Genomic DNA, 17596 nt, shown 5'->3' with positions numbered 1-17596 from the left:
GTGCCGAGGCACCGCCGTGATGACGGACGTGTCGTTTCAGGGAGTACTCCCCTCCGCTTACCCGACCAGATTAACAAACCTCAGTGGTAGACGCGCAGGTAGTCGACGGAGAAGGTGATCGGGGTGCTGCCGCTCGGCGCCGGGTGGTACTGACCGGCGGAGAGGGACAGGTTGAGGATCAGGTAGGCGGACCAGTTGGCGCCCACGCCCGTGTTGTCCGAGTAGACCTTGACGCCGTTGACGTACCAGTCGACCGAGTTCGCGCCGTACTTGGTGCCGATGGTGACCCAGCCACCCGGCTTGATCGCGTTCGCGTTCGTGTAGTACGTCCCGCCGCCGTTGACGTGGTTGGTCAGCTCCAGCAGGTTCGGGTTGTCCGGGTGGTACTCGAAGGAGTCGATCTCGCCGTTGCCGTTCTTCCAGGTCCACAGCGCCGGCCAGGCGCCCTGACCGGTCGGCAGCTTCATCCGGGACTCGACGTAGTCGCCGGTCTTGACCTGGAAGCCCTCCTGGGAACCCTCCGTGGTCAGCAGACCGGTGGTCCAGGCCTGCTTGCCGTTCTCCAGGGTGTGCGAGCTGGGCTGCGCGGTGAAGGTGGCGACGCCGTTCGCGACGGAGACGTCGTTCGGGTCCAGCCAGTCGAGCTTGTTGTCGCTCGGGTTGTGGTTCCCGTACTGGTACGACGTCGTGGTGCTGGAGACCCAGCGGCTGGTGTTCAGCGAGTTGAACTCGTCCGACCAGATCGGCGTGCTGGAGGAGGCCACACCGGCCGGGATCGAGCCGGCGGCGGCCGGGGTCGACGGGGAGGGCGTGGGCGTCGGCGTCGGCGCGGGCGTCGGCTTGGTGCTGGATCCACCGACGGTCAGCGTCTTGGCAGCCAGGTTGTGCCAGGTGCCGGCGGTGTCCAGGTAGGCGCCGAACATGGTGTAGCTGCCGGCCGGGAACTGGCGGGAGGCGGTGAGGGTCAGACCGCCGGAGCAGACCCGCGCGTTGCTGTGCCACTGCGGGAAGTCCAGGTTGTTGCCGGCCGCGTCGCGGACCGCCACGCCCAGGGAGCGGAAGGTGACGCAGGAGCTCGACGTGACCGTCAGCTTGGCGGTGGTCCCGGAGGCGGTGGTCGTGGCGGTCAGGCCGGTCTCGCTGACGCGGGGCGTCGCGGCCTGGGCCGAGGTGGCGGCGACGCCGCCGAGCAGCAGGGCGGGCGCCGCGGTGAGCGCGGCTATGCGGGCAGGGGTCGACAGGGTGCGGCGCATGAGGTGGGCCTCTCCGACGCCTGCGAGGTGAGCTGTCGGATTCGGGCCGGAGAAGTAGTGGCCCGGCCGCGCGCACGCGGCTTCACCCCGAGCCCCGGCCCGGAAAAGGGCAGGGGCGGCTTACCTGTGGTTCCCCCGCTCCGGCCCTGGTGACTCGTCGTTTCCCGGCATCGAGGGGCTGGACTCGGCGTGCCCGATGCGGGTGTCCGCCGACTGTGGGGGCGGACCCCCGCACATTAGGCAGATATAAAGATCGACTCCAAACATTCGGTCGGCTAAGAGACTTCTCTCACACCGACCGCACCGACCGCACCGACCGTCACAGGTACTGCTCGATGACCGGCAGCATCTCCTGGAACGTGCGCCCCTGCGCTGGAACGCCGATCGCGGTCAGCTGCCAGGCGCCGTCCTCGTCCCGGTCGACCTTCGCCATCACCTGGCCGCTGTGCTCCCCGCCGCCGTTGAGGGTGAAGCGCGCCAGCTCGGCGCCGGACGCCTCGTCGACCAGCCGGCAGTGGAAGCGCTGGACCTCGGCGAAGCTCTGCCCGTTGTAGGAGTTCACCGTGAAGACGATCTGCGTGATGTGCGGCGGGACGCGGCCCAGGTCCACGCTGATCGACTCGGTGTCCAGGCCGCCGCTGCGTCGGTCCCCGGCGTGCCGCACCGAGCCGTCGTTGCTGACCAGGTGCCGGAAGAAGACCACGTCGGCCAGGGTGCGGCTGGCGTAGAGCACGGCGGAGGCGTCCAGGTCGACCTCCCGCTCCCGCCGCCGCCCCCCGAAGAACCCCTTGCGTGGCGCCCCCTGCCAGCCGAGCCCGAGCCGGATCACCGGCGGGCCCGCCTCCCCCTCCGGCCCCTCGAGACGGATGCGCTGGCCCGTACTCAGACTCACCGACATGGCTCGGCCCTCCCCACATGTGTCGGACGCCCGTGGACCGTTGTCCGTTCCCTGTGCAGCTTCTATCGAGCACCATAGGCGCTCGGCCCGAAGGACGGGTGAAGAAAACGGGCGTCGAACACTCAGGCCATTCCGGCTTCGCGCATCTGGCGCAACTCCTTCTTCAGTTCGTTCACCTCGTCACGCAGGCGGGCCGCCATCTCGAACTGCAATTCGGCGGCCGCATTGTGCATACGCTCCGTCAGTTCCGCGATCAGCTCGGCCAGCTCGGCGGCCGGCAGGCTCCTGGCCTCCTTGGCGTCCGCCTTGAGGCCGAGCACCGGCACCGGCGCCTTCTGGCCCCGGCCGCCCCCGCCGCCCTGGCGGTAGCCGGTGCTGAGCAGCTCGGCGGTGTCCATGTCCTCGCGGGTGAGGGTGTCCAGGATGTCGCCGATCTTCTTGCGCAGCGGCTGCGGGTCGATGCCGTGCTCGGTGTTGTACGCCTGCTGGATCTCGCGACGCCGGTTGGTCTCGCTGATCGCGTGGTCCATCGCCGCGGTGATCCGGTCCGCGTACATGTGCACCTGGCCCGAGACGTTACGGGCGGCACGGCCGATCGTCTGGATCAGGGAGGTGGGCGACCGCAGGAAGCCCTCCTTGTCCGCGTCCAGGATCGCGACGAGGGAGACCTCGGGCAGGTCGAGGCCCTCACGGAGCAGGTTGATACCGACCAGCACGTCGTAGTCGCCGGCGCGCAGCTGGCGCAGCAGCTCGACGCGGCGCAGCGTGTCGATGTCGCTGTGCAGGTAGCGCACCCGGATGCCGAGCTCCAGCAGGTAGTCGGTGAGATCCTCCGACATCTTCTTGGTCAGGGTGGTGACCAGGACGCGCTCGTCCTTCTCGGTGCGCTTGCGGATCTCGTGGACCAGGTCGTCGATCTGGCCCTCGGTCGGCTTGACCACGATCTCCGGGTCGATCAGGCCGGTCGGGCGGATGATCTGCTCGACCTGGCCGTCCGAGCGGGAGAGCTCGTACTTGCCCGGCGTGGCGGAGAGGTAGACCGTCTGCCCGATGCGCTCGACGAACTCCTCCCACTTCAGCGGCCGGTTGTCCATGGCCGAGGGCAGCCGGAAGCCGTGCTCGACCAGGGACCGCTTGCGCGAGGCGTCGCCCTCGTACATCGCGCCGATCTGCGGCACGGTGACGTGGGACTCGTCGATGACGAGGAGGAAGTCCTCGGGGAAGAAGTCCATCAGGGTGTTCGGCGCGGTGCCGGCGGTGCGCCCGTCGATGTGGCGGGAGTAGTTCTCGATGCCGGAGCAGGTGCCGATCTGACGCATCATCTCGATGTCGTACGTGGTGCGCATGCGCAGCCGCTGGGCCTCCAGCAGCTTGCCCTGCTTCTCCATCGTGGCGAGCGTCTGCTCCAGCTCCGCCTCGATGCCGGTGATGGCGCGCTCCATGCGCTCCGGGCCGGCGACGTAGTGGGAGGCGGGGAAGACGTGGACCGACTCGTCCTCGCTGATGACCTCGCCGGTGAGCGGGTGCAGGGTGGAGAGGGCCTCGATCTCGTCGCCGAACATCTCGATCCGGATCGCGAGCTCCTCGTAGACCGGGAAGATCTCGATCGTGTCCCCGCGCACGCGGAAGGTGCCGCGGGTGAAGGCGACGTCGTTGCGGTTGTACTGGATCTCGACGAAACGGCGCAGCAGCGCGTCCCGGTCGATCTCGTCGCCCACCTTGAGCTGGACCATCCGGTCCGCGTACTCCTGCGGCGTGCCGAGGCCGTAGATGCAGGAGACGGAGGCGACCACGATGACGTCGCGCCGGGTCAGCAGCGAGTTGGTGGCCGAGTGGCGCAGCCGCTCGACCTCCTCGTTGATCGAGGAGTCCTTCTCGATGTAGGTGTCCGTCTGCGCGATGTACGCCTCGGGCTGGTAGTAGTCGTAGTACGAGACGAAGTACTCGACCGCGTTGTTGGGCAGCAGCTCGCGGAACTCGTTCGCCAGCTGGGCGGCGAGCGTCTTGTTCGGAGCCATGACGAGCGTGGGCCGCTGCAGCTTCTCGATCATCCACGCGGTGGTGGCGGACTTGCCGGTGCCGGTGGCACCGAGCAGCACGACGTCCTTCTCACCCGCGCGGACCCGGCGCTCCAGCTCCGCGATGGCGGTGGGCTGGTCGCCGTTGGGCTGGTAGGGACTGACGACCTCGAAGGGCGCCATGGACCGCTGAAGATCGGTGGTGGGTCTCACGCCACCAACCGTACGACCCGGCACTGACAAACGGCCCCGATATTCGAAGGCGCCGCCCGTCGGCCCGCTGGCAGCATCTCGTCATGAGCATCCCCCGGCAGATCATCGAGTACTACACCGACGACTACTGCGAGGCCGAGCGCCTGCACCGCAACGCGCGCGGCCGGGTGGAGCGGCTGCGCACGCTGGAGCTGCTGGACCGCCACCTGCCCACCGGCCCGGCGCGGGTCCTCGACATCGGCGGCGGCCCCGGCGTCCACGCCGCGGAGCTGGCGGCACGCGGCCACGACGTGACGCTGCTGGACCCCGTCCCCCTCCACGTCGAGCAGGCCTCCCGCTACGGCTCCTTCGCCGCCGCGCACGGCGACGCCCGCAGCCTGGAACAGCCGGACGACTCCTACGACGCGGCACTGCTGCTGGGGCCGCTCTACCACCTCACGGACCGGCAGGAGCGGATCGCGGCGCTGCGCGAGGCCCGGCGCGTGGTCCGGCCCGGCGGCGTGGTGCTGGCCGCGGTGATCTCACGCCACTCGCCGCTGCTGCACCTCTCCGCTCTCGGTCATTTGCCGACCGACGAGGCGGCCGGGCGGCTCGCCGCGGAGCTGGCCGAGAGCGGCGTGAACGACCCGGAGACCGGCTTCACCGTCGCCTACTTCCACACCGTCGCCGAGCTCCAGGAGGAGTACCGCGCGGCCGGCCTCGGCGAGCCCCGGGTCTACGGCATCGAGGGCCCGCTCTGGCCGCTGCTGGCCTCGGAGCTCGTGGAGGACCGCGACGACCTGGTCACCGCCGCACTCCGCGCCGCCCGGGCCGCCGAACAGGACCTCGCCCTGATCGCATCGAGCGCGCACATCATGGCGGCGGCCCGGGTCTAGGGCGTCTGGGGCCAGTCCTGAGCCTCGGTACGGAAGGGCGCCGTCGTCAGGTCGGCGACGGTGCGGCGCTCCCTGACCGGGGCGGGCTCGTCTGCCGCCCGGCCGACCGCGAGCATGGAGACGATCTCCCATCCGGGCGCCGGCTTCAGCTCGGCGGTGAGGCCGTCGAGGTCGAAGGCCCGGAACTGGTGCACCTGCAGGCCCAGGGCCTGCGCCTGCACGGTCAGGTAGGCCACGGACTGGCCGAGGTCGTAGTCGGCGAACTCGGAGTAGCCGATCTCCGGGTCGTCGACCCAGCGCCGGGTGAGCGTGACGACCAGCAGCCCCGCGTCCAGCGCCCACCGTGCGGAGCTGGGCGCCAGGTGGGGGGCGACCTGCGCGTACGCGGCCTCGCCCGGCCGCACGGGCAGGAACCCCCACGGCTGCGAGTTGCCCGCGGACGGCGCCCGGCGGGCGGCGTCGAGCAGCGTGTCGACGACCTCGTCGGGGACGCGCGGGCCCGACGCGAACGCGTACGGGCTGTAGCGCGCCGCCAGCAGCGGATGGATCAACCCGCGGCGACGATCTGCTTGCTGTCGCGGGCGAGGGCGACGAGGCGGGAGATGGCGCGGAAGTACTTCTTCTTGTAGCCCCCGTTCAGCATCTCCTCGCTGAATATGGAGTCGAACGCCGCGCCGGAGGCGACTATCGGGAGCTCCCGGTCGTACATCCGGTCCGCCAGGACGACCAGGCGCAGCGCGGTGCTCTGGTCCGCGACGGGCGTCACGCCGCGCAGGAAGACGGCGTCGACGCCGTCGAGCATGGCGCCGTAGCGGCTCGGGTGGACCTCGGAGAGGTGCGTCAGCAGGGCGTCGAAGTCGTCGAGGGAGGCGCTCGCGCCGTGGGCGTCGGCGAGGTGGGCGACCTCGGCGTCGCTGTACGGCGGCGGGGCCTCGGGCAGGCCGCGGTGGCGGTAGTCCTGGCCGTCGATCCGCAGGCTGCGGAAGCGGGAGGCCAGGCCCTGGATCTCGCGCATGAAGTCGGACGCCGCGAAGCGGCCCTCGCCGAGCTTGCCCGGCAGCGTGTTGGAGGTGGCGGCGAGCTTGACCCCGGCCTCGGCGAGGCGGGTCAGCAGCGTGGAGACCAGGACGGTGTCGCCCGGGTCGTCCAGCTCGAACTCGTCGATGCAGAGCAGCGTGTGCCCGGAGAGCGCCTGCACGGCCTGCTGGAACCCGAGCGCGCCGACGAGGTTGGTCAGCTCCACGAAGGTGCCGAAGGCCTTCTCGCCCGGGGTGGCGTGCCACAGGGAGGCCAGCAGGTGGGTCTTGCCGACGCCGTAGCCGCCGTCGAGGTAGACGCCGCCGGGGCCGGACGCCTGGGCGGGCACGGCGGCCCGGCCGAACCAGCGCTTCTTCGCCGGCTTAGCGGCGCCCTCGAGGGAGGTCAGTCCTGCGGCGAAGCCCTCCAGCACCCGAACGGCCTCGGCCTGGCTGGGCTGCTGCTGGTCCGGGATGTAGGTGCTGAAGCGCGCCTGCTGGAAGCGGGGCGGCGGGATCATCTCGGCGATCAGCCGCTCCGCGGCGACGACGGGTCGGCGCTCGGCCAGGGCTATGTGAGGGGCAGGCGACACGAGTCCCAAGGGTACGGTCCACAGGGGCGTGGAAGACTGCCCCATGTGCGCAGACTGCTTCCGTACGCCCCGGATGTGACGGACTTCACCTCCAGCCCGGGCCCGAACGACGGCCACGACAGCGGCGTCGACGCCGGGGGCGACGCTCCCTGGAGCCTCGACGCGATCGCCGCCGCGTACGCGTACCCGGCCGAGGCCGGCGGCACCGGGTCCGGCGCCGGACGACCGTGGGTGCGCGCCAACATGGTCAGCAGCCTGGACGGCGCGGCCCGCCTCGACGGGCTCTCCGAGGGCCTCTCCTCCGCCGCCGACAAGCGGATCTTCGGTGTGCTGCGGGCGCTGGCGGACGTGGTGCTGGTCGGCGCGCAGACGGTGCGCGCCGAGGGCTACCGCCCGGCCATGGCCCGCGCCGAATTCGCCGCCGGGCGCGCGGCGCGCGGCCAGGGTCCTGCCCCCGTGATCGCGGTGGTGAGCAACAGCCTCGACCTGGACCTCACGCTCCCGCTGTTCACCTCGCCGCTGGTGCCGACGGTCGTGGTCACGGCCGAGGCCGCCCCGCCCGCGCGGCTCGCGGCGGCCCGCGAGGTCGCGGACGTGGTGGTGGCCGGCGCGGAGGGCGTCGACCTCGGCCGCGCGGTCGCGGCACTGGCCGAACGCGGCTGGACCCGCGTGCTGACGGAGGGCGGTCCCCGGCTGCTCGGCCAGTTGGCCGAGGGCGGCCATCTCGACGAGCTCTGCCTGACCCTCGCACCCCTGTTGGCGGCCGGCGACGCGCCCCGGATCGCCCATGGCGCGAAGTCGATCGCCCAGCGCATGGAACTCATCGGGCTCCTGGAGGAGAAAGGTTTCCTCTTCGCCCGGTACGCCCGTAGCGTGAAGATTGCGCAATAACGGAGGGGTCGCCTCCGGATATTGCGAGAGGATGCAAAGGCAGCGCACAGCAGCAGCACACGCAGTGGCGGTTGGACGACAGGTTCTCCGGCTGACGAGGGAAGAAGGACGCACGTGTTCACTACCGTTCTGTTGATCGAGAAGGCGCTGTCGGACGCCGACGTCGAGCTGGTCACCACACTCCATGGCGACGAGCCGGTCTTCTTCCACGTGGTGATGCAGCCGCGCGGCAAGCAGGACGAGCTGCTGCGGGCCATCGACGACGTGGCCTTCGGCTACCTGGAGCAGGCCGCCAAGGAGCGGGAGGAACCCCACGGCCAGGCCGCGCTGAGCGCGGCGGACCAGGCCCTCCAGCACACGCTCCGGGCGCTGCGCGAGGGCGGGGCGGGCGGCGCGGAGGGGGCGGTCGTGGACCACAACCCGCTGGAGGGGCTGCAGGACCTGGTCAAGGAGGTGTCGGCGGACGAGGTGATCGTGCTGGCCGCCCCGCACTGGGTCGAGGGCCTCTTCCACCGCGACTGGGCCTCCCAGGCCCGCCACAAGGTCGGCGTCCCGGTCCTCCAGCTCTTCGCCCAGCAGGCCTAGCCTCCGGCCCGCGCCGCCCCTGGTGGTGCAGCGTCCCGCCTGCATCGTGCGCTCCCGCGCATACGGCAGAATCGAGGCGACCGCCCGTCGTCGACGCGACCCCCCGGAGCCCGACACCATGACCGACGCCTCGGCTGCGCACGCAGCCACCGCTTCCCTCACCGCACCGCACTTCATCGGGATCGGGGGCGCCGGCATGTCCGGGCTCGCCAAGATCCTCGCGCTGCGGGGCGCGCAGGTCTCGGGCAGTGACGCCAAGGAGTCGACGGTCGTGCTCGCGCTGCGCCAGCTCGGCGCGGACGTGCACGTCGGGCACGCCGCCGAGCACGTGCCGGCCGGCGCCAGTGCCATCGTCGTGTCGAGCGCGATCCGGGAGGACAACCCCGAGATCGCCGAGGCACGCCGCCGCGGCCTGCCGATCGTGCACCGCTCCGACGCGCTCGCCGCGCTGATGCGGGACCGTCGCGCGCTCGCCGTCGCGGGCACCCACGGCAAGACGACCACCACCAGCATGCTGGCGGTCAGCCTCACCTCGCTCGGTCTGGACCCGTCCTTCGCCATCGGCGGGGACCTGAACGAGCCGGGCAGCAACGCCCACCACGGGACCGGCGAGATCTTCGTGGCCGAGGCCGACGAGAGCGACCGCAGCTTCCAGAAGTACACGCCCGAGGTCGCCATCGTCCTCAACGTGGAGCTGGACCACCACGCGAACTACGCCTCGATGGACGAGATCTTCGAGTCCTTCGAGGCCTTCGCCGACCGCATCGTGCCGGGCGGCGCGCTGGTGGTCGACACCGACCACGCCGGTGCCGCCGAGCTCGCCTCGCGCGTCTCGGGCCGAGGCTTCGACATCGTCACCGTCGGCGAGAGCGAGGGCGCGGACTTCCGCATCCTGAGGATCGCCCCGCGCGGCATGACCAGCGAGGTCACCGTCGCGCTGCCGGCGGGCGAGCAGCTGACCTTCACCGTCAACGTCCCCGGCCGCCACTACGCGCACAACGCCGTGGCGGCGCTCGCCGCGGGCGTCCGGCTCGGCGTCCCGGCGGCGGAACTCGCGCCCGCGCTCAGCAGCTACCAGGGCGTGCGGCGCCGGCTTCAGCTCAAGGGCGACGCGGCGGGCGTCCAGGTGATCGACTCCTACGCGCACCACCCGACCGAGATCGCCGCCGACCTTCAGGCGATCCGTGAGGCCGCGGGCGAGGGCCGGGTCGTCGTGGTCTTCCAGCCGCACCTGTTCAGCCGCACCCGCGAGCTGGGCCTGGAGATGGGTGAGGCGCTGTCGCTCGCCGACCAGGTGGTCGTGCTCGACATCTACCCCGCCCGTGAGGACCCGATCCCGGGCATCACCAGCGAGATCGTCATCGAGGCGGCCCGCGCCAAGGGCGCGGACGTGCAGGGCGCCCACTCGCTGGCCGCCGTGCCGGACCTCGTCGCGGGAATGGCGAAGGCGGGTGACCTCGTTCTCACGATGGGCGCCGGGGACGTCACCTTCCTCGGCCCGGAGATCCTCTCCCGCCTGGACACCCTCGCCTGAGCGAGCCGGACCGACCGAAGGAGCGCTTGATCATGGGCTACGAGATCGAGAAGACCGACGCGGAGTGGCGCGGGCAGCTGACCCCGGCCGAGTACGCGGTGCTGCGCGAGGCCGGCACGGAGCGCGCCTTCGTGGGTGAGTACACCGACACCAAGACGGTCGGCGTGTACGCGTGTCGCGCCTGCGGCAACGAGCTGTTCAGCTCGGAGTCCAAGTTCGACTCGCACTGCGGCTGGCCGAGCTACTTCTCGCCGCTGGCCGAGGACCGCGTCCAGTACATCGAGGACGACAGCCACGGCATGCGCCGGGTCGAGGTCCGCTGCGCGAAGTGCGGCTCGCACCTCGGCCACGTCTTCGAGGGCGAGGGCTACAACACGCCGACGGACCAGCGGTACTGCATCAACTCCATCTCGCTGACGCTGCGCCCCGAGAAGGCGTAGGCCCCGTCCCCGCGGAACCCCGACGACGCGGGTGCGCGTCCTCGGGGTCATGGGGGTTCGGGGGGACAGACTCGGCGAGTTCTTGGCGCGACTCCTGGTCGTGATCCTTGTCGGGCCGTTCCTGGCGGCCGCGGTGTGGTTCGTCTGGGCCTTTCCCGGTCCACGGATCGCCGCGGCGCTCGGGGTCGGCCCGACGACGGGCGTGGTGACGGTCTCGGACTGTCGGCTGGTCAAGGGCAGCGGCGAGGGCTCCGGTTCCACCGTGAACTGCGGCGGGACCTACGTCGCGAACGGCGGCGGCCCCGCGACGCAGGTCCAGCTTCAGATGGCGAGCCGGGACTACGCCGCGGGCACCCGCGTCCCGGTCCGGATGGTCGGCGGGCGCCCGTACCAGAAGTCCGCTCTGGACTTCGCCCTGTGGGCGCTGGTCTCCCTGTACGCGCTGGGTGTTCCGGTGGCCGCCCTCGTGCTGCTGAACCGGGCCGAGCCGCCGGGCTCGGACACGGTGGGCAGCCTCGCGATCCTCTTCGTGCTGCTCGCGCTCCCGCTGTTCGTCCTGTTCATGGTCGTCGGGGCCGTCGTCATGAGCTTCACCTGACTCAGAGGTGGCGGCCCGCCCTGCGGCCGAAGCGGAACACGCCCGCACCGGTGGCGGCGAGCGCGGCACCGAGGAGGGCCAGCAGCGGGGTGTACCCGTCGGCGCCGGTGTCGGCCAGACCACCGCCCTCGGACGTGCTGGGGGTCGGGGTCGGCGGCGTGGGCGAGGACGTGGTGGTGCCGGAGCCGGTCGGGGTCGGGCTCGGCGTCGGGCTCTTCGAGCCGGTGGGCGTGGGCGTCGGGGTCGGGGTCGGGGATTCGGTGGGCGACTCGGTCGGGGTCGGGGAGCCGCTGTTGACGGAGTTGGTCGGGGTCGGCGTGGGCGTGCCGGTCGCGGTCCCGGTGGGGGTGGGCGTCGGGGTGGGCCCGTTCTCGCCGCAGTCGGCGTGGACCTCGCCCAGGCGCAGACGGGTGATCTTCCCCCGGTAGACCTCGTTGCCGGAGGTGTCGTTCAGCGTGCCGGAGACGTCGATGTCGAGCCACGCGGACGCCCGGAACTGACGGGACTGCGTCGCCGGGTCCTCGTGCGGGGCGACGACGACACGCAGCGTGCTCGTCCCGATCGTCGGCACGCCCATGTCGGCGCCGGTGACGGTCAGGGTGCTGGTGCCGATCTGCACCTGCCGGCCCAGCACGGTGATCACGCTGCCCGCGGTGCGGTTGTAGGCCAGCGCGTAGGGGCCGTAGGGCGGCGGGACGCACTCGGCGTAGGAGTCCATCGAGGACACCGAGCCCGCCGCCGCCCCGAGCCTGATCAGCGGCTTGCTGTTCAGGTCGACCTGGAGACCCGTCAGGTTGGACTGGGCGTAGTACTTGGCGCTCTGCGCGGAGGTCCGGTCGTTCTTCGTCGCGATGGTGATCCGGGAGAGCATGTCGTCCGGGTCGCTGAAGTCACCGGGGTCGTCCTCTCCGACCACGGTGCTCTGCGCCGTGCCGTACACACCGGAGTACGCGGTCAGGTTGATCGGGTCGACCTGGGTGTTCGTCAGCTGGACCAGTGTCGCGCTGGCCAACGCACCCGGGTTCGGGGCGGCAAGGGCCGAGCTGAGGCTGAACGACGGCACGAGAGTGACAGCCGCGGCGCCCAGCGTGCAGGCGCCGCCGATGGAGGCGACCAGGAGACGATTCTTCACGAAACGTACATACCAGTACTCATCCAACAATCCTGAGTAACCCGCCGTCGAGCGGGGAGAACGCGCCCATGGGGGATGTGCATGCGAGGGATCTGTCCGTCGCCGTCGCGGGGGCCGGGCTCGGCGGGCTCTGTCTGGCCCAGGGCCTGCGCCGGTCGGGGTTCGAGGTCGACGTCTACGAGCGCGACGACGGGCCGGACGCGCGACCGCAGGGGTACCGGCTGCACCTGGACGCGCGAGCGGGGCTCGCGCTGGAGCAGTGCCTGCCGCCCGGCCTCCTCGCTCTCTTCCAGGCCACCTGCGGACTGCCCAGCCGGCGCTTCACCGTACTGAGCCCGAGACTCCGCGTCCTGCACGAGGTCGTCGACGCGAGCGGCCAGGATCCTTACGCGCCTGGCACGCTGAGCACGTCCGTGCATCGCCGGACGCTGCGCGAGGTGCTGGGCACCGGGCTCGCGGACCGGATCCACCACGGGCGCGCCGTGACCGGCTATGCCGTGGACGGTCAGGGCGTACAGGTCCGCTTCGCCGACGGCGACACCGCGCGGGCGGACCTGCTGGTCGGCGCGGACGGCGTGCACTCCGCGGTGCGACGGCAGCTGCTGCCGCACGCCGTCGTCGACGACACGGGCGGGCGGGCCCTCTACGGCCGCACTCCGCTCACCGAACGGACCCGCGCGCTGCTGCCGCCGGCACTGCTGCACGGCTTCACCGCGGTCGTCGGCGGCCGGACCGGCGTGGCCGCCGGTCTCGTCCGCCTCCGCGAGCAACCGCCGCACGCGGCGGCGCGCCTCGCGCCCGAGGCGCGCCTGTCCCCGGTCCCCGACTACCTGATGTGGGCGGTCAGCGCGCAGGCACGCGAGTTCGGGGTGTCGGAGGCGGCGCTGGACCGAGCCGATCCGACCACCCTCCACACGCTCGCCTGCCGCGCCGTACGCAACTGGCACCCCCAACTGCGCGAGCTCGTCGCGGCGGCGGACGTCGCCGACACCTTCGTCGCCGTGATCCGCAGCGCGGAGGAGCTCCCCGCGTGGCGGCCGAGCCGGGTGACGCTGCTCGGTGACGCGATCCACGCCATGAGCCCCGCCCGCGGCTCCGGCGCGAACACGGCGTTGCAGGACGCGGCGCTGCTGTGCCGCGTCCTCACGGAGCGCCGGGACGACTCCCCCGCCGCGCTGGTCGCCGCGGTCGGCGCGTACGAGGAACGCATGCGCGACTACGGCTTCGCGGCGGTGGCCGCGAGCCGCAAGGCGGAGGCGGAGACGGGCACGGGCCGCCTGGCCTCATGGCTCCTGCGCCGCCTCGGATGACTTCTGACTTCTGCACAGGGGTGAGTCGCACCTCCAGGGGCCGCGAGGCTCTGCACGATCAACTGCCTGCTCGATCAACTGCGCGCGCGAGCAGCCACCCACGCAGCCGGCAGGCCGAACGCGCAGGGCCATCCGTACGCCGGTGGTTGCTCGCGCCCACGCGGGGGGCACCTCGGAGCACCTCCCGGCCGAAGGCCGGGGGAGGAGCCGCACGTCGGTAGAGCCTCGCGCCCCTGGAGGTGCAACTGCCTGCGGGAGCGAAACTCAGCCGTTCAAGGGCATGGTCATCGTCGGCTTGATCGGGTTCACGTCCGGGCGGACCTTGCTGACCGCCGTGCCCGTGGCGAAGAACTCGACGCCGTGCTCGCCCCAGTAGCGGAAGTCGTCCACGAAGGTGCCGACGATGCCGTCCGCGCCGAGCTGCTGGCCCTCGTACTGCATCCGGGCCATCGCCAGCTCCCGGGCGTCGTACAGGGCCTGGGTGAACTGAGGCATCTCCGCGTTCTGGCCCACCTGGGAGAGGGTCTGGCGGAGCGTCTGGTGGGCCACGTGGTAGACGCAGTTGCCCAGCACCAGGCGGCGCGGCAGCCAGCCGTGCTGCCACAGCGTCCAGAAGTCCTGGCCGGAGAGGCTGGTGGTGAACGGCTTGCCGTTGGGAGTGCGGTAGTTGGTGCCGTCGGTGGCCTTGACCGCGGTGCCGACCGCGATGAACTCGACGACATCGGCGAGGAAGCCGTAGTTCATCGGGCGGAGCTCGACGCCGATGACGCCGTCCGCGCCGAGCTGCGCGGCCTCCGCCTCCATCCGGGCCATGGCCAACTCGCGGACGTTGTACATGGCCTGGGTGAGGACGCCCAGCTCCTGGCTGACCTTCCAGTTCCCGTACTGGACACCCACGTGGTAGACGCTGGTGCCCATCACCATGCCGAGCGGCTCGAAACCCGACTCGGTGACGAGCACGAACTCGTTGACGGACAGGTCGGAGGTGAAGCAGGGACGCCCCTGCCGCGAGCCGTCGAGGCGGCCGCGGGCGACCTCGGAGATCTGGACCTGCTGGTACCCGGGCGTGCTCATGCGCCGCCTCCCCCACTCGGAACGAAACCCCGGAACAATCCGGACGACGGAACGGTAGCAGCGTTGCGATTCTCGCAACACGGTCGTACCGTGTAGGGCATGGACGAATCCGTCTCCGGGCGGGTACGCGAGGTGATCCGGGCCGCGGGCCAGAGCCAGGCCGCCTTCGCCGCGCGTGCGGGAATCACGCCCGACAAGCTCTCCAAGTCCCTCGGCGGCGTACGCCGCTTCAGCTCGCTGGACCTCGCGCTCATCGCGGAGGCCGCCCAGGTCAGCGTCGACTGGCTGCTGACCGGGCGTCAGCACGCCCCGGCCGGCATCGCCGCGCGCGGGGACGCCGCCGCGCACGGGGCCGGGCTCAGCGAGCGCGCCGAGCGGTTCACCGCCGCCTACGACGTGCTCGACCTGCTGGGTCGCGCCCCCGAACTGCCGGCCCTGCCGGCCCTGCCGCCGGGCGATCCGGACGGACAGGGCGAGCTGCTGGCCGCCGACGTCCGCACGCGGGTCCACGCCCTCGTCGGCGCGGAGCCCGCACTGCTCGCCACCGGCGAGTTGCTGGCCGCCTGCGAGCACGCCTTCGGCGTGGACTTCGCCGTCACCGACCTGCCCGGCGCCGTCGACGGGTTCGCCTGGCAGGAGGACGGCTTCCGGCTGGCCCTGGCCCGCCGCGACGAGCGGTGGACCAGGCAGCGGTTCACCCTCGCGCACGAGCTCGGCCATCTGCTCGCCGGTGACGCCACCGAGCCGCTGGCCGAGTCCCCCGTCGCGCCGGGCCGTCAGTCCGAGCCGGACGAGGTACGCGCCAACGCCTTCGCCGCCGCCCTGCTGATGCCGGAACCCGAGGTACGCGACGCCGCGGACGCGCTCGACTTCGCCGAACTCGTGGTCCGCTTCCGCGTGTCGCCCAGCGCGCTGGCCGCCCGGCTGCGGCGCCTGGGCCTGATCGGCGCCGCCGAGCACGCCCGGCTGCGGCGCCGCACCACCGCCGAGTGCCATCTGGCCGCCGCCGCGATGGACGCCTACCTGCGCGAGGCGGCCGTCGCCGTCGCCGAGCGCCCGCCGCCCCGGCTCGCGGACGGCCTGTGGTCAGCGTTCGAGGCGGGCGAGACGACGCTGCGCCCGCTGGCCGCTCTGCTCGGCATGGAGACGGGCGAGCTGGAGGGCCGCCTGGAGACGTCGGAGCCGACGGCCCTCCAGGGGGAGTTGGTCTACCAGCCATGACCGGCCGGACCCAGTGGTGGTTCCCCGACAACACGGTGCTCTGCAACTTCGCGGCCGTCGACCGGCTGGCGTTGTTGGAGAAGGTGCTCGACGGCCGGGGCCGATGGTCCGAGGCGGTCGCCCGGGAGGCGAGGCTCTCCGCCCGCCACCTGCCCCCGCTGACCGGCCTGGTCGACGGCGGCGCGCTGGGCGAACCGATCGAGATCACCGACGCAGGCGTCCGCACCGAGGTGGAACGCCTGCGCCGCGCCGTGTTCGGCGGCGACCGGCGCCGCCCGACCCAGCATCTGGGCGAGGCCGAGACGCTCGCCTTGATGACGAGGCAGCCGGAGTTCCGCCGCTCCGTCTGGATCTCCGACGACCGCGACGCCGCCCGCTACGCCCGCCGACGCGGGATCACCACCCTGGAGACCTACGACCTCGCCGCGGCTGCGGTGCGCGAGCGCCTGATCACCCCGAGCGACGCCCACGACCTGCTGCGACGGATGACGGATGCGGGACGCCGCCTCCACCGGATCAGTTCGGGACCGGACGAGTTCGGCGCCGCAAGGGGCGCCACGGGCCCGGGGAAAGCTCAAATCTAGCTCTGAGAATCCCGCCCGGCTCTTCCCGGGGACCCGGCCAACGGACATGCTCTCCCCTGTGGAGCCAGGTGCGGGGGACCTGGCTCCCTCCTTCTTCGGGGGAGGTGTCCCGATGAGCCTCGATCCACTGTTCGTCACCGCGGCGGTCGGCGTCGGCCCGGCGGCGGCGCTGGTCCTGTGGACCGGCTCGCGCGGTCGGCACAGCGCGCGCGCGTTCCGGACCGCCCGGCGGCTGCTGCTCGGCGCGCTGGTGCTGGCCCTGCTGCTCGCGGCGGTCGCCACCTTCCGCTGGTCCCACGCCACGATGGGCGCGACCGCGCCGAACGCGTCGCCGACCCGGCCACCGCTCGTCGGTTTCCTGCTGCTGGCCGCGTTGGCGGCGCTGGCGCTGGTCACCGCCACGTCACGGTTGCGTATCCGTCGGCGGGCCGCTCTTGAGGAGCCGCCACGGCTCGGGTTGGTTGACCAGCATGCCGTACCTGTTCCTGGTCCCCGCGCTCCTGCTGGCGGTGCTGTCGTCCCTCCGGCTGTGCCGGCTGGCTGCCGCGAGCGATCCGCTGCTGACCGGCGCGTCGGCGCCGGGCCGGTCCTCTGACGGGCCGTCGCGGCCCCCGGAGCCGGTCGAGGCGGCGTACCTGGCCGGCGGGCCGGAGCGGGTGGTGGACGTGACGCTCGTCGACATGACCGGCCGCGGCCTGCTCCACATCGCCCACACCGGCTGGACCTCCGTGGCCCGCCCGCTCCCCGGCACGGAGCTGGAGTCCGAGGTCATCGCGGCGCTCGGCCCCGACGGACAGCGCCGCACGGACGAGGTCCGCCGCGAGGTCGCCCACGGCCCCTCGGTCGGCCTCCTGGCCCGCTCCCTCGCGGAGCTCGGCCTCGCGGTGACGCCAGGCTCGCGCGCGGCGATGGCGCAGGCGGTGACGGCGGTCCGCGTCGCGCTCCTCGCCACGGTGGCGCTCGGGACGACGGCGCTGGGTGCCGTCGGCGCGCGGGACCTGCTCACCGGCGCGCACGACAGCCTGCTGGCGCCTGCTGCGTGGTTCGTCCTGCCGCTGATCCTGACGGCCGGCACGCTGCTGATGGCCCGCGCGGAGTTCCACCCGGTCACCCCGTGGGCGGCTCCGGCAGGACAGCAACTCCTCCGGGCCCTCCGCCCGCAGCGCCGGACCCGGGACCCGCTGCTCACGCTGGTCCTCCGCGGCCCGAAGGCGCTCCGCGACCAGCGGTTGCGGACTGCTCTGACAGTTCGTTCGCGCAAGCGCTAGGGGCGCGGGGAACTGCGCGGGAAACCAACGGCGTGCGAATGGCCCTGTTGCTGGGGAACCATCTGCTCATCAGTGGCTTGTCGCGCAGTTCCC

General features: G+C 72.1%; 18 protein-coding genes and 1 riboswitch. Of the genes, 11 read left to right on the top strand and 7 right to left on the bottom strand.

The window, feature by feature from the left end; genetic code table 11:
- Positions 1-80: 80 nt before the first annotated feature.
- The 3 genes from ABH931_RS11065 to uvrB all read right to left on the bottom strand — a co-directional run bounded on the left by ABH931_RS11065 (position 81) and on the right by uvrB (position 4352).
- The gene (locus ABH931_RS11065; RefSeq protein WP_370112179.1) at positions 81-1253 is read right to left on the bottom strand and encodes a family 16 glycosylhydrolase; all 1173 of its coding nucleotides are present in this window, start codon (positions 1251-1253) and stop codon (positions 81-83) included.
- 4 nt (positions 1254-1257) lie between these two features.
- Positions 1258-1423: riboswitch (cyclic di-AMP (ydaO/yuaA leader) on the bottom strand.
- A 149-nt stretch (positions 1424-1572) separates the two neighbouring features.
- The gene (locus ABH931_RS11060; RefSeq protein WP_370112178.1) at positions 1573-2151 is read right to left on the bottom strand and encodes a TerD family protein; all 579 of its coding nucleotides are present in this window, start codon (positions 2149-2151) and stop codon (positions 1573-1575) included.
- A gap of 122 nt (positions 2152-2273) precedes the next feature.
- Entirely contained in the window at positions 2274-4352 is a 2079-nt protein-coding gene (gene uvrB / locus ABH931_RS11055) for an excinuclease ABC subunit UvrB (protein WP_370112215.1), read from the bottom strand.
- 113 nt (positions 4353-4465) lie between these two features.
- On the opposite strand from uvrB, the gene ABH931_RS11050 reads away from it, so the two are divergent.
- On the top strand, positions 4466-5257 hold the full coding sequence (locus tag ABH931_RS11050; protein ID WP_370112177.1) for a class I SAM-dependent methyltransferase: 792 nt from the start codon (positions 4466-4468) through the stop codon (positions 5255-5257).
- Here ABH931_RS11050 and ABH931_RS11045 read toward each other — a convergent pair.
- Together ABH931_RS11045 and zapE are read right to left on the bottom strand one after the other, a co-directional pair.
- Positions 5254-5808: a nitroreductase family protein gene (locus ABH931_RS11045; RefSeq protein ID WP_370112176.1), complete on the bottom strand. Its 555-nt coding sequence runs from the start codon at positions 5806-5808 to the stop codon at positions 5254-5256. The two genes, ABH931_RS11050 and ABH931_RS11045, sit on opposite strands and share 4 nt — an antisense overlap.
- Positions 5805-6911 (bottom strand): cell division protein ZapE, encoded by a 1107-nt coding sequence (gene zapE / locus ABH931_RS11040; protein ID WP_370112175.1) that lies wholly within the window; start codon positions 6909-6911, stop codon positions 5805-5807. The genes ABH931_RS11045 and zapE overlap by 4 nt, the downstream gene beginning before the upstream one ends.
- Here zapE and ABH931_RS11035 point away from each other — a divergent pair, their 5' ends adjacent.
- From ABH931_RS11035 to ABH931_RS11015, 5 genes are all read left to right on the top strand, one after another.
- Positions 6912-7757, top strand: a complete 846-nt coding sequence (locus ABH931_RS11035) for a pyrimidine reductase family protein (RefSeq protein ID WP_370112174.1) — start codon at positions 6912-6914, stop codon at positions 7755-7757. It begins immediately after the preceding gene.
- 114 nt (positions 7758-7871) lie between these two features.
- Positions 7872-8342: an indole-3-glycerol phosphate synthase gene (locus ABH931_RS11030; RefSeq protein WP_370112173.1), complete on the top strand. Its 471-nt coding sequence runs from the start codon at positions 7872-7874 to the stop codon at positions 8340-8342.
- 118 nt (positions 8343-8460) lie between these two features.
- Positions 8461-9876, top strand: a complete 1416-nt coding sequence (gene murC / locus ABH931_RS11025) for a UDP-N-acetylmuramate--L-alanine ligase (RefSeq protein ID WP_370112172.1) — start codon at positions 8461-8463, stop codon at positions 9874-9876.
- A 32-nt stretch (positions 9877-9908) separates the two neighbouring features.
- Positions 9909-10316: a peptide-methionine (R)-S-oxide reductase MsrB gene (gene msrB / locus ABH931_RS11020; RefSeq protein ID WP_370112171.1), complete on the top strand. Its 408-nt coding sequence runs from the start codon at positions 9909-9911 to the stop codon at positions 10314-10316.
- 82 nt (positions 10317-10398) lie between these two features.
- Positions 10399-10914 carry a hypothetical protein gene (locus ABH931_RS11015; protein ID WP_370112170.1) on the top strand — a complete coding sequence of 172 codons (516 nt, stop codon included), beginning with the start codon at positions 10399-10401 and terminating at the stop codon, positions 10912-10914.
- 1 nt (position 10915) lies between these two features.
- On the opposite strand, the gene ABH931_RS11010 is transcribed toward ABH931_RS11015, so the two are convergent.
- Entirely contained in the window at positions 10916-12046 is a 1131-nt protein-coding gene (locus ABH931_RS11010) for a hypothetical protein (protein WP_370112169.1), read from the bottom strand.
- A 68-nt stretch (positions 12047-12114) separates the two neighbouring features.
- On the opposite strand from ABH931_RS11010, the gene ABH931_RS11005 reads away from it, so the two are divergent.
- Positions 12115-13356 (top strand): FAD-dependent oxidoreductase, encoded by a 1242-nt coding sequence (locus ABH931_RS11005; protein WP_370112168.1) that lies wholly within the window; start codon positions 12115-12117, stop codon positions 13354-13356.
- Between the two features lie 264 nt (positions 13357-13620).
- On the opposite strand, the gene ABH931_RS11000 is transcribed toward ABH931_RS11005, so the two are convergent.
- Positions 13621-14430 (bottom strand): heavy metal-binding domain-containing protein, encoded by an 810-nt coding sequence (locus ABH931_RS11000; RefSeq protein WP_370112167.1) that lies wholly within the window; start codon positions 14428-14430, stop codon positions 13621-13623.
- A 99-nt stretch (positions 14431-14529) separates the two neighbouring features.
- Here ABH931_RS11000 and ABH931_RS10995 point away from each other — a divergent pair, with 99 nt between their 5' ends.
- The 4 genes from ABH931_RS10995 to ABH931_RS10980 all read left to right on the top strand — a co-directional run bounded on the left by ABH931_RS10995 (position 14530) and on the right by ABH931_RS10980 (position 17503).
- Entirely contained in the window at positions 14530-15651 is a 1122-nt protein-coding gene (locus ABH931_RS10995) for a helix-turn-helix domain-containing protein (protein ID WP_370112166.1), read from the top strand.
- Positions 15648-16235 (top strand): hypothetical protein, encoded by a 588-nt coding sequence (locus ABH931_RS10990; protein WP_370112165.1) that lies wholly within the window; start codon positions 15648-15650, stop codon positions 16233-16235. The genes ABH931_RS10995 and ABH931_RS10990 overlap by 4 nt, the downstream gene beginning before the upstream one ends.
- 112 nt (positions 16236-16347) lie before the next feature.
- Positions 16348-16830, top strand: coding sequence for a hypothetical protein (locus ABH931_RS10985; RefSeq protein WP_370112164.1), 483 nt, complete (start codon positions 16348-16350; stop codon positions 16828-16830).
- On the top strand, positions 16715-17503 hold the full coding sequence (locus ABH931_RS10980; protein WP_370112214.1) for a TIGR04222 domain-containing membrane protein: 789 nt from the start codon (positions 16715-16717) through the stop codon (positions 17501-17503). Before ABH931_RS10985 ends, ABH931_RS10980 begins: the two co-directional genes overlap by 116 nt.
- Positions 17504-17596: the final 93 nt, after the last annotated feature.

The organism is Streptacidiphilus sp. MAP12-33 (genome assembly GCF_041261265.1).
Taxonomy (GTDB): domain Bacteria; phylum Actinomycetota; class Actinomycetes; order Streptomycetales; family Streptomycetaceae; genus Streptacidiphilus.
This window is presented reverse-complemented; position numbering and strand designations above follow the sequence as displayed.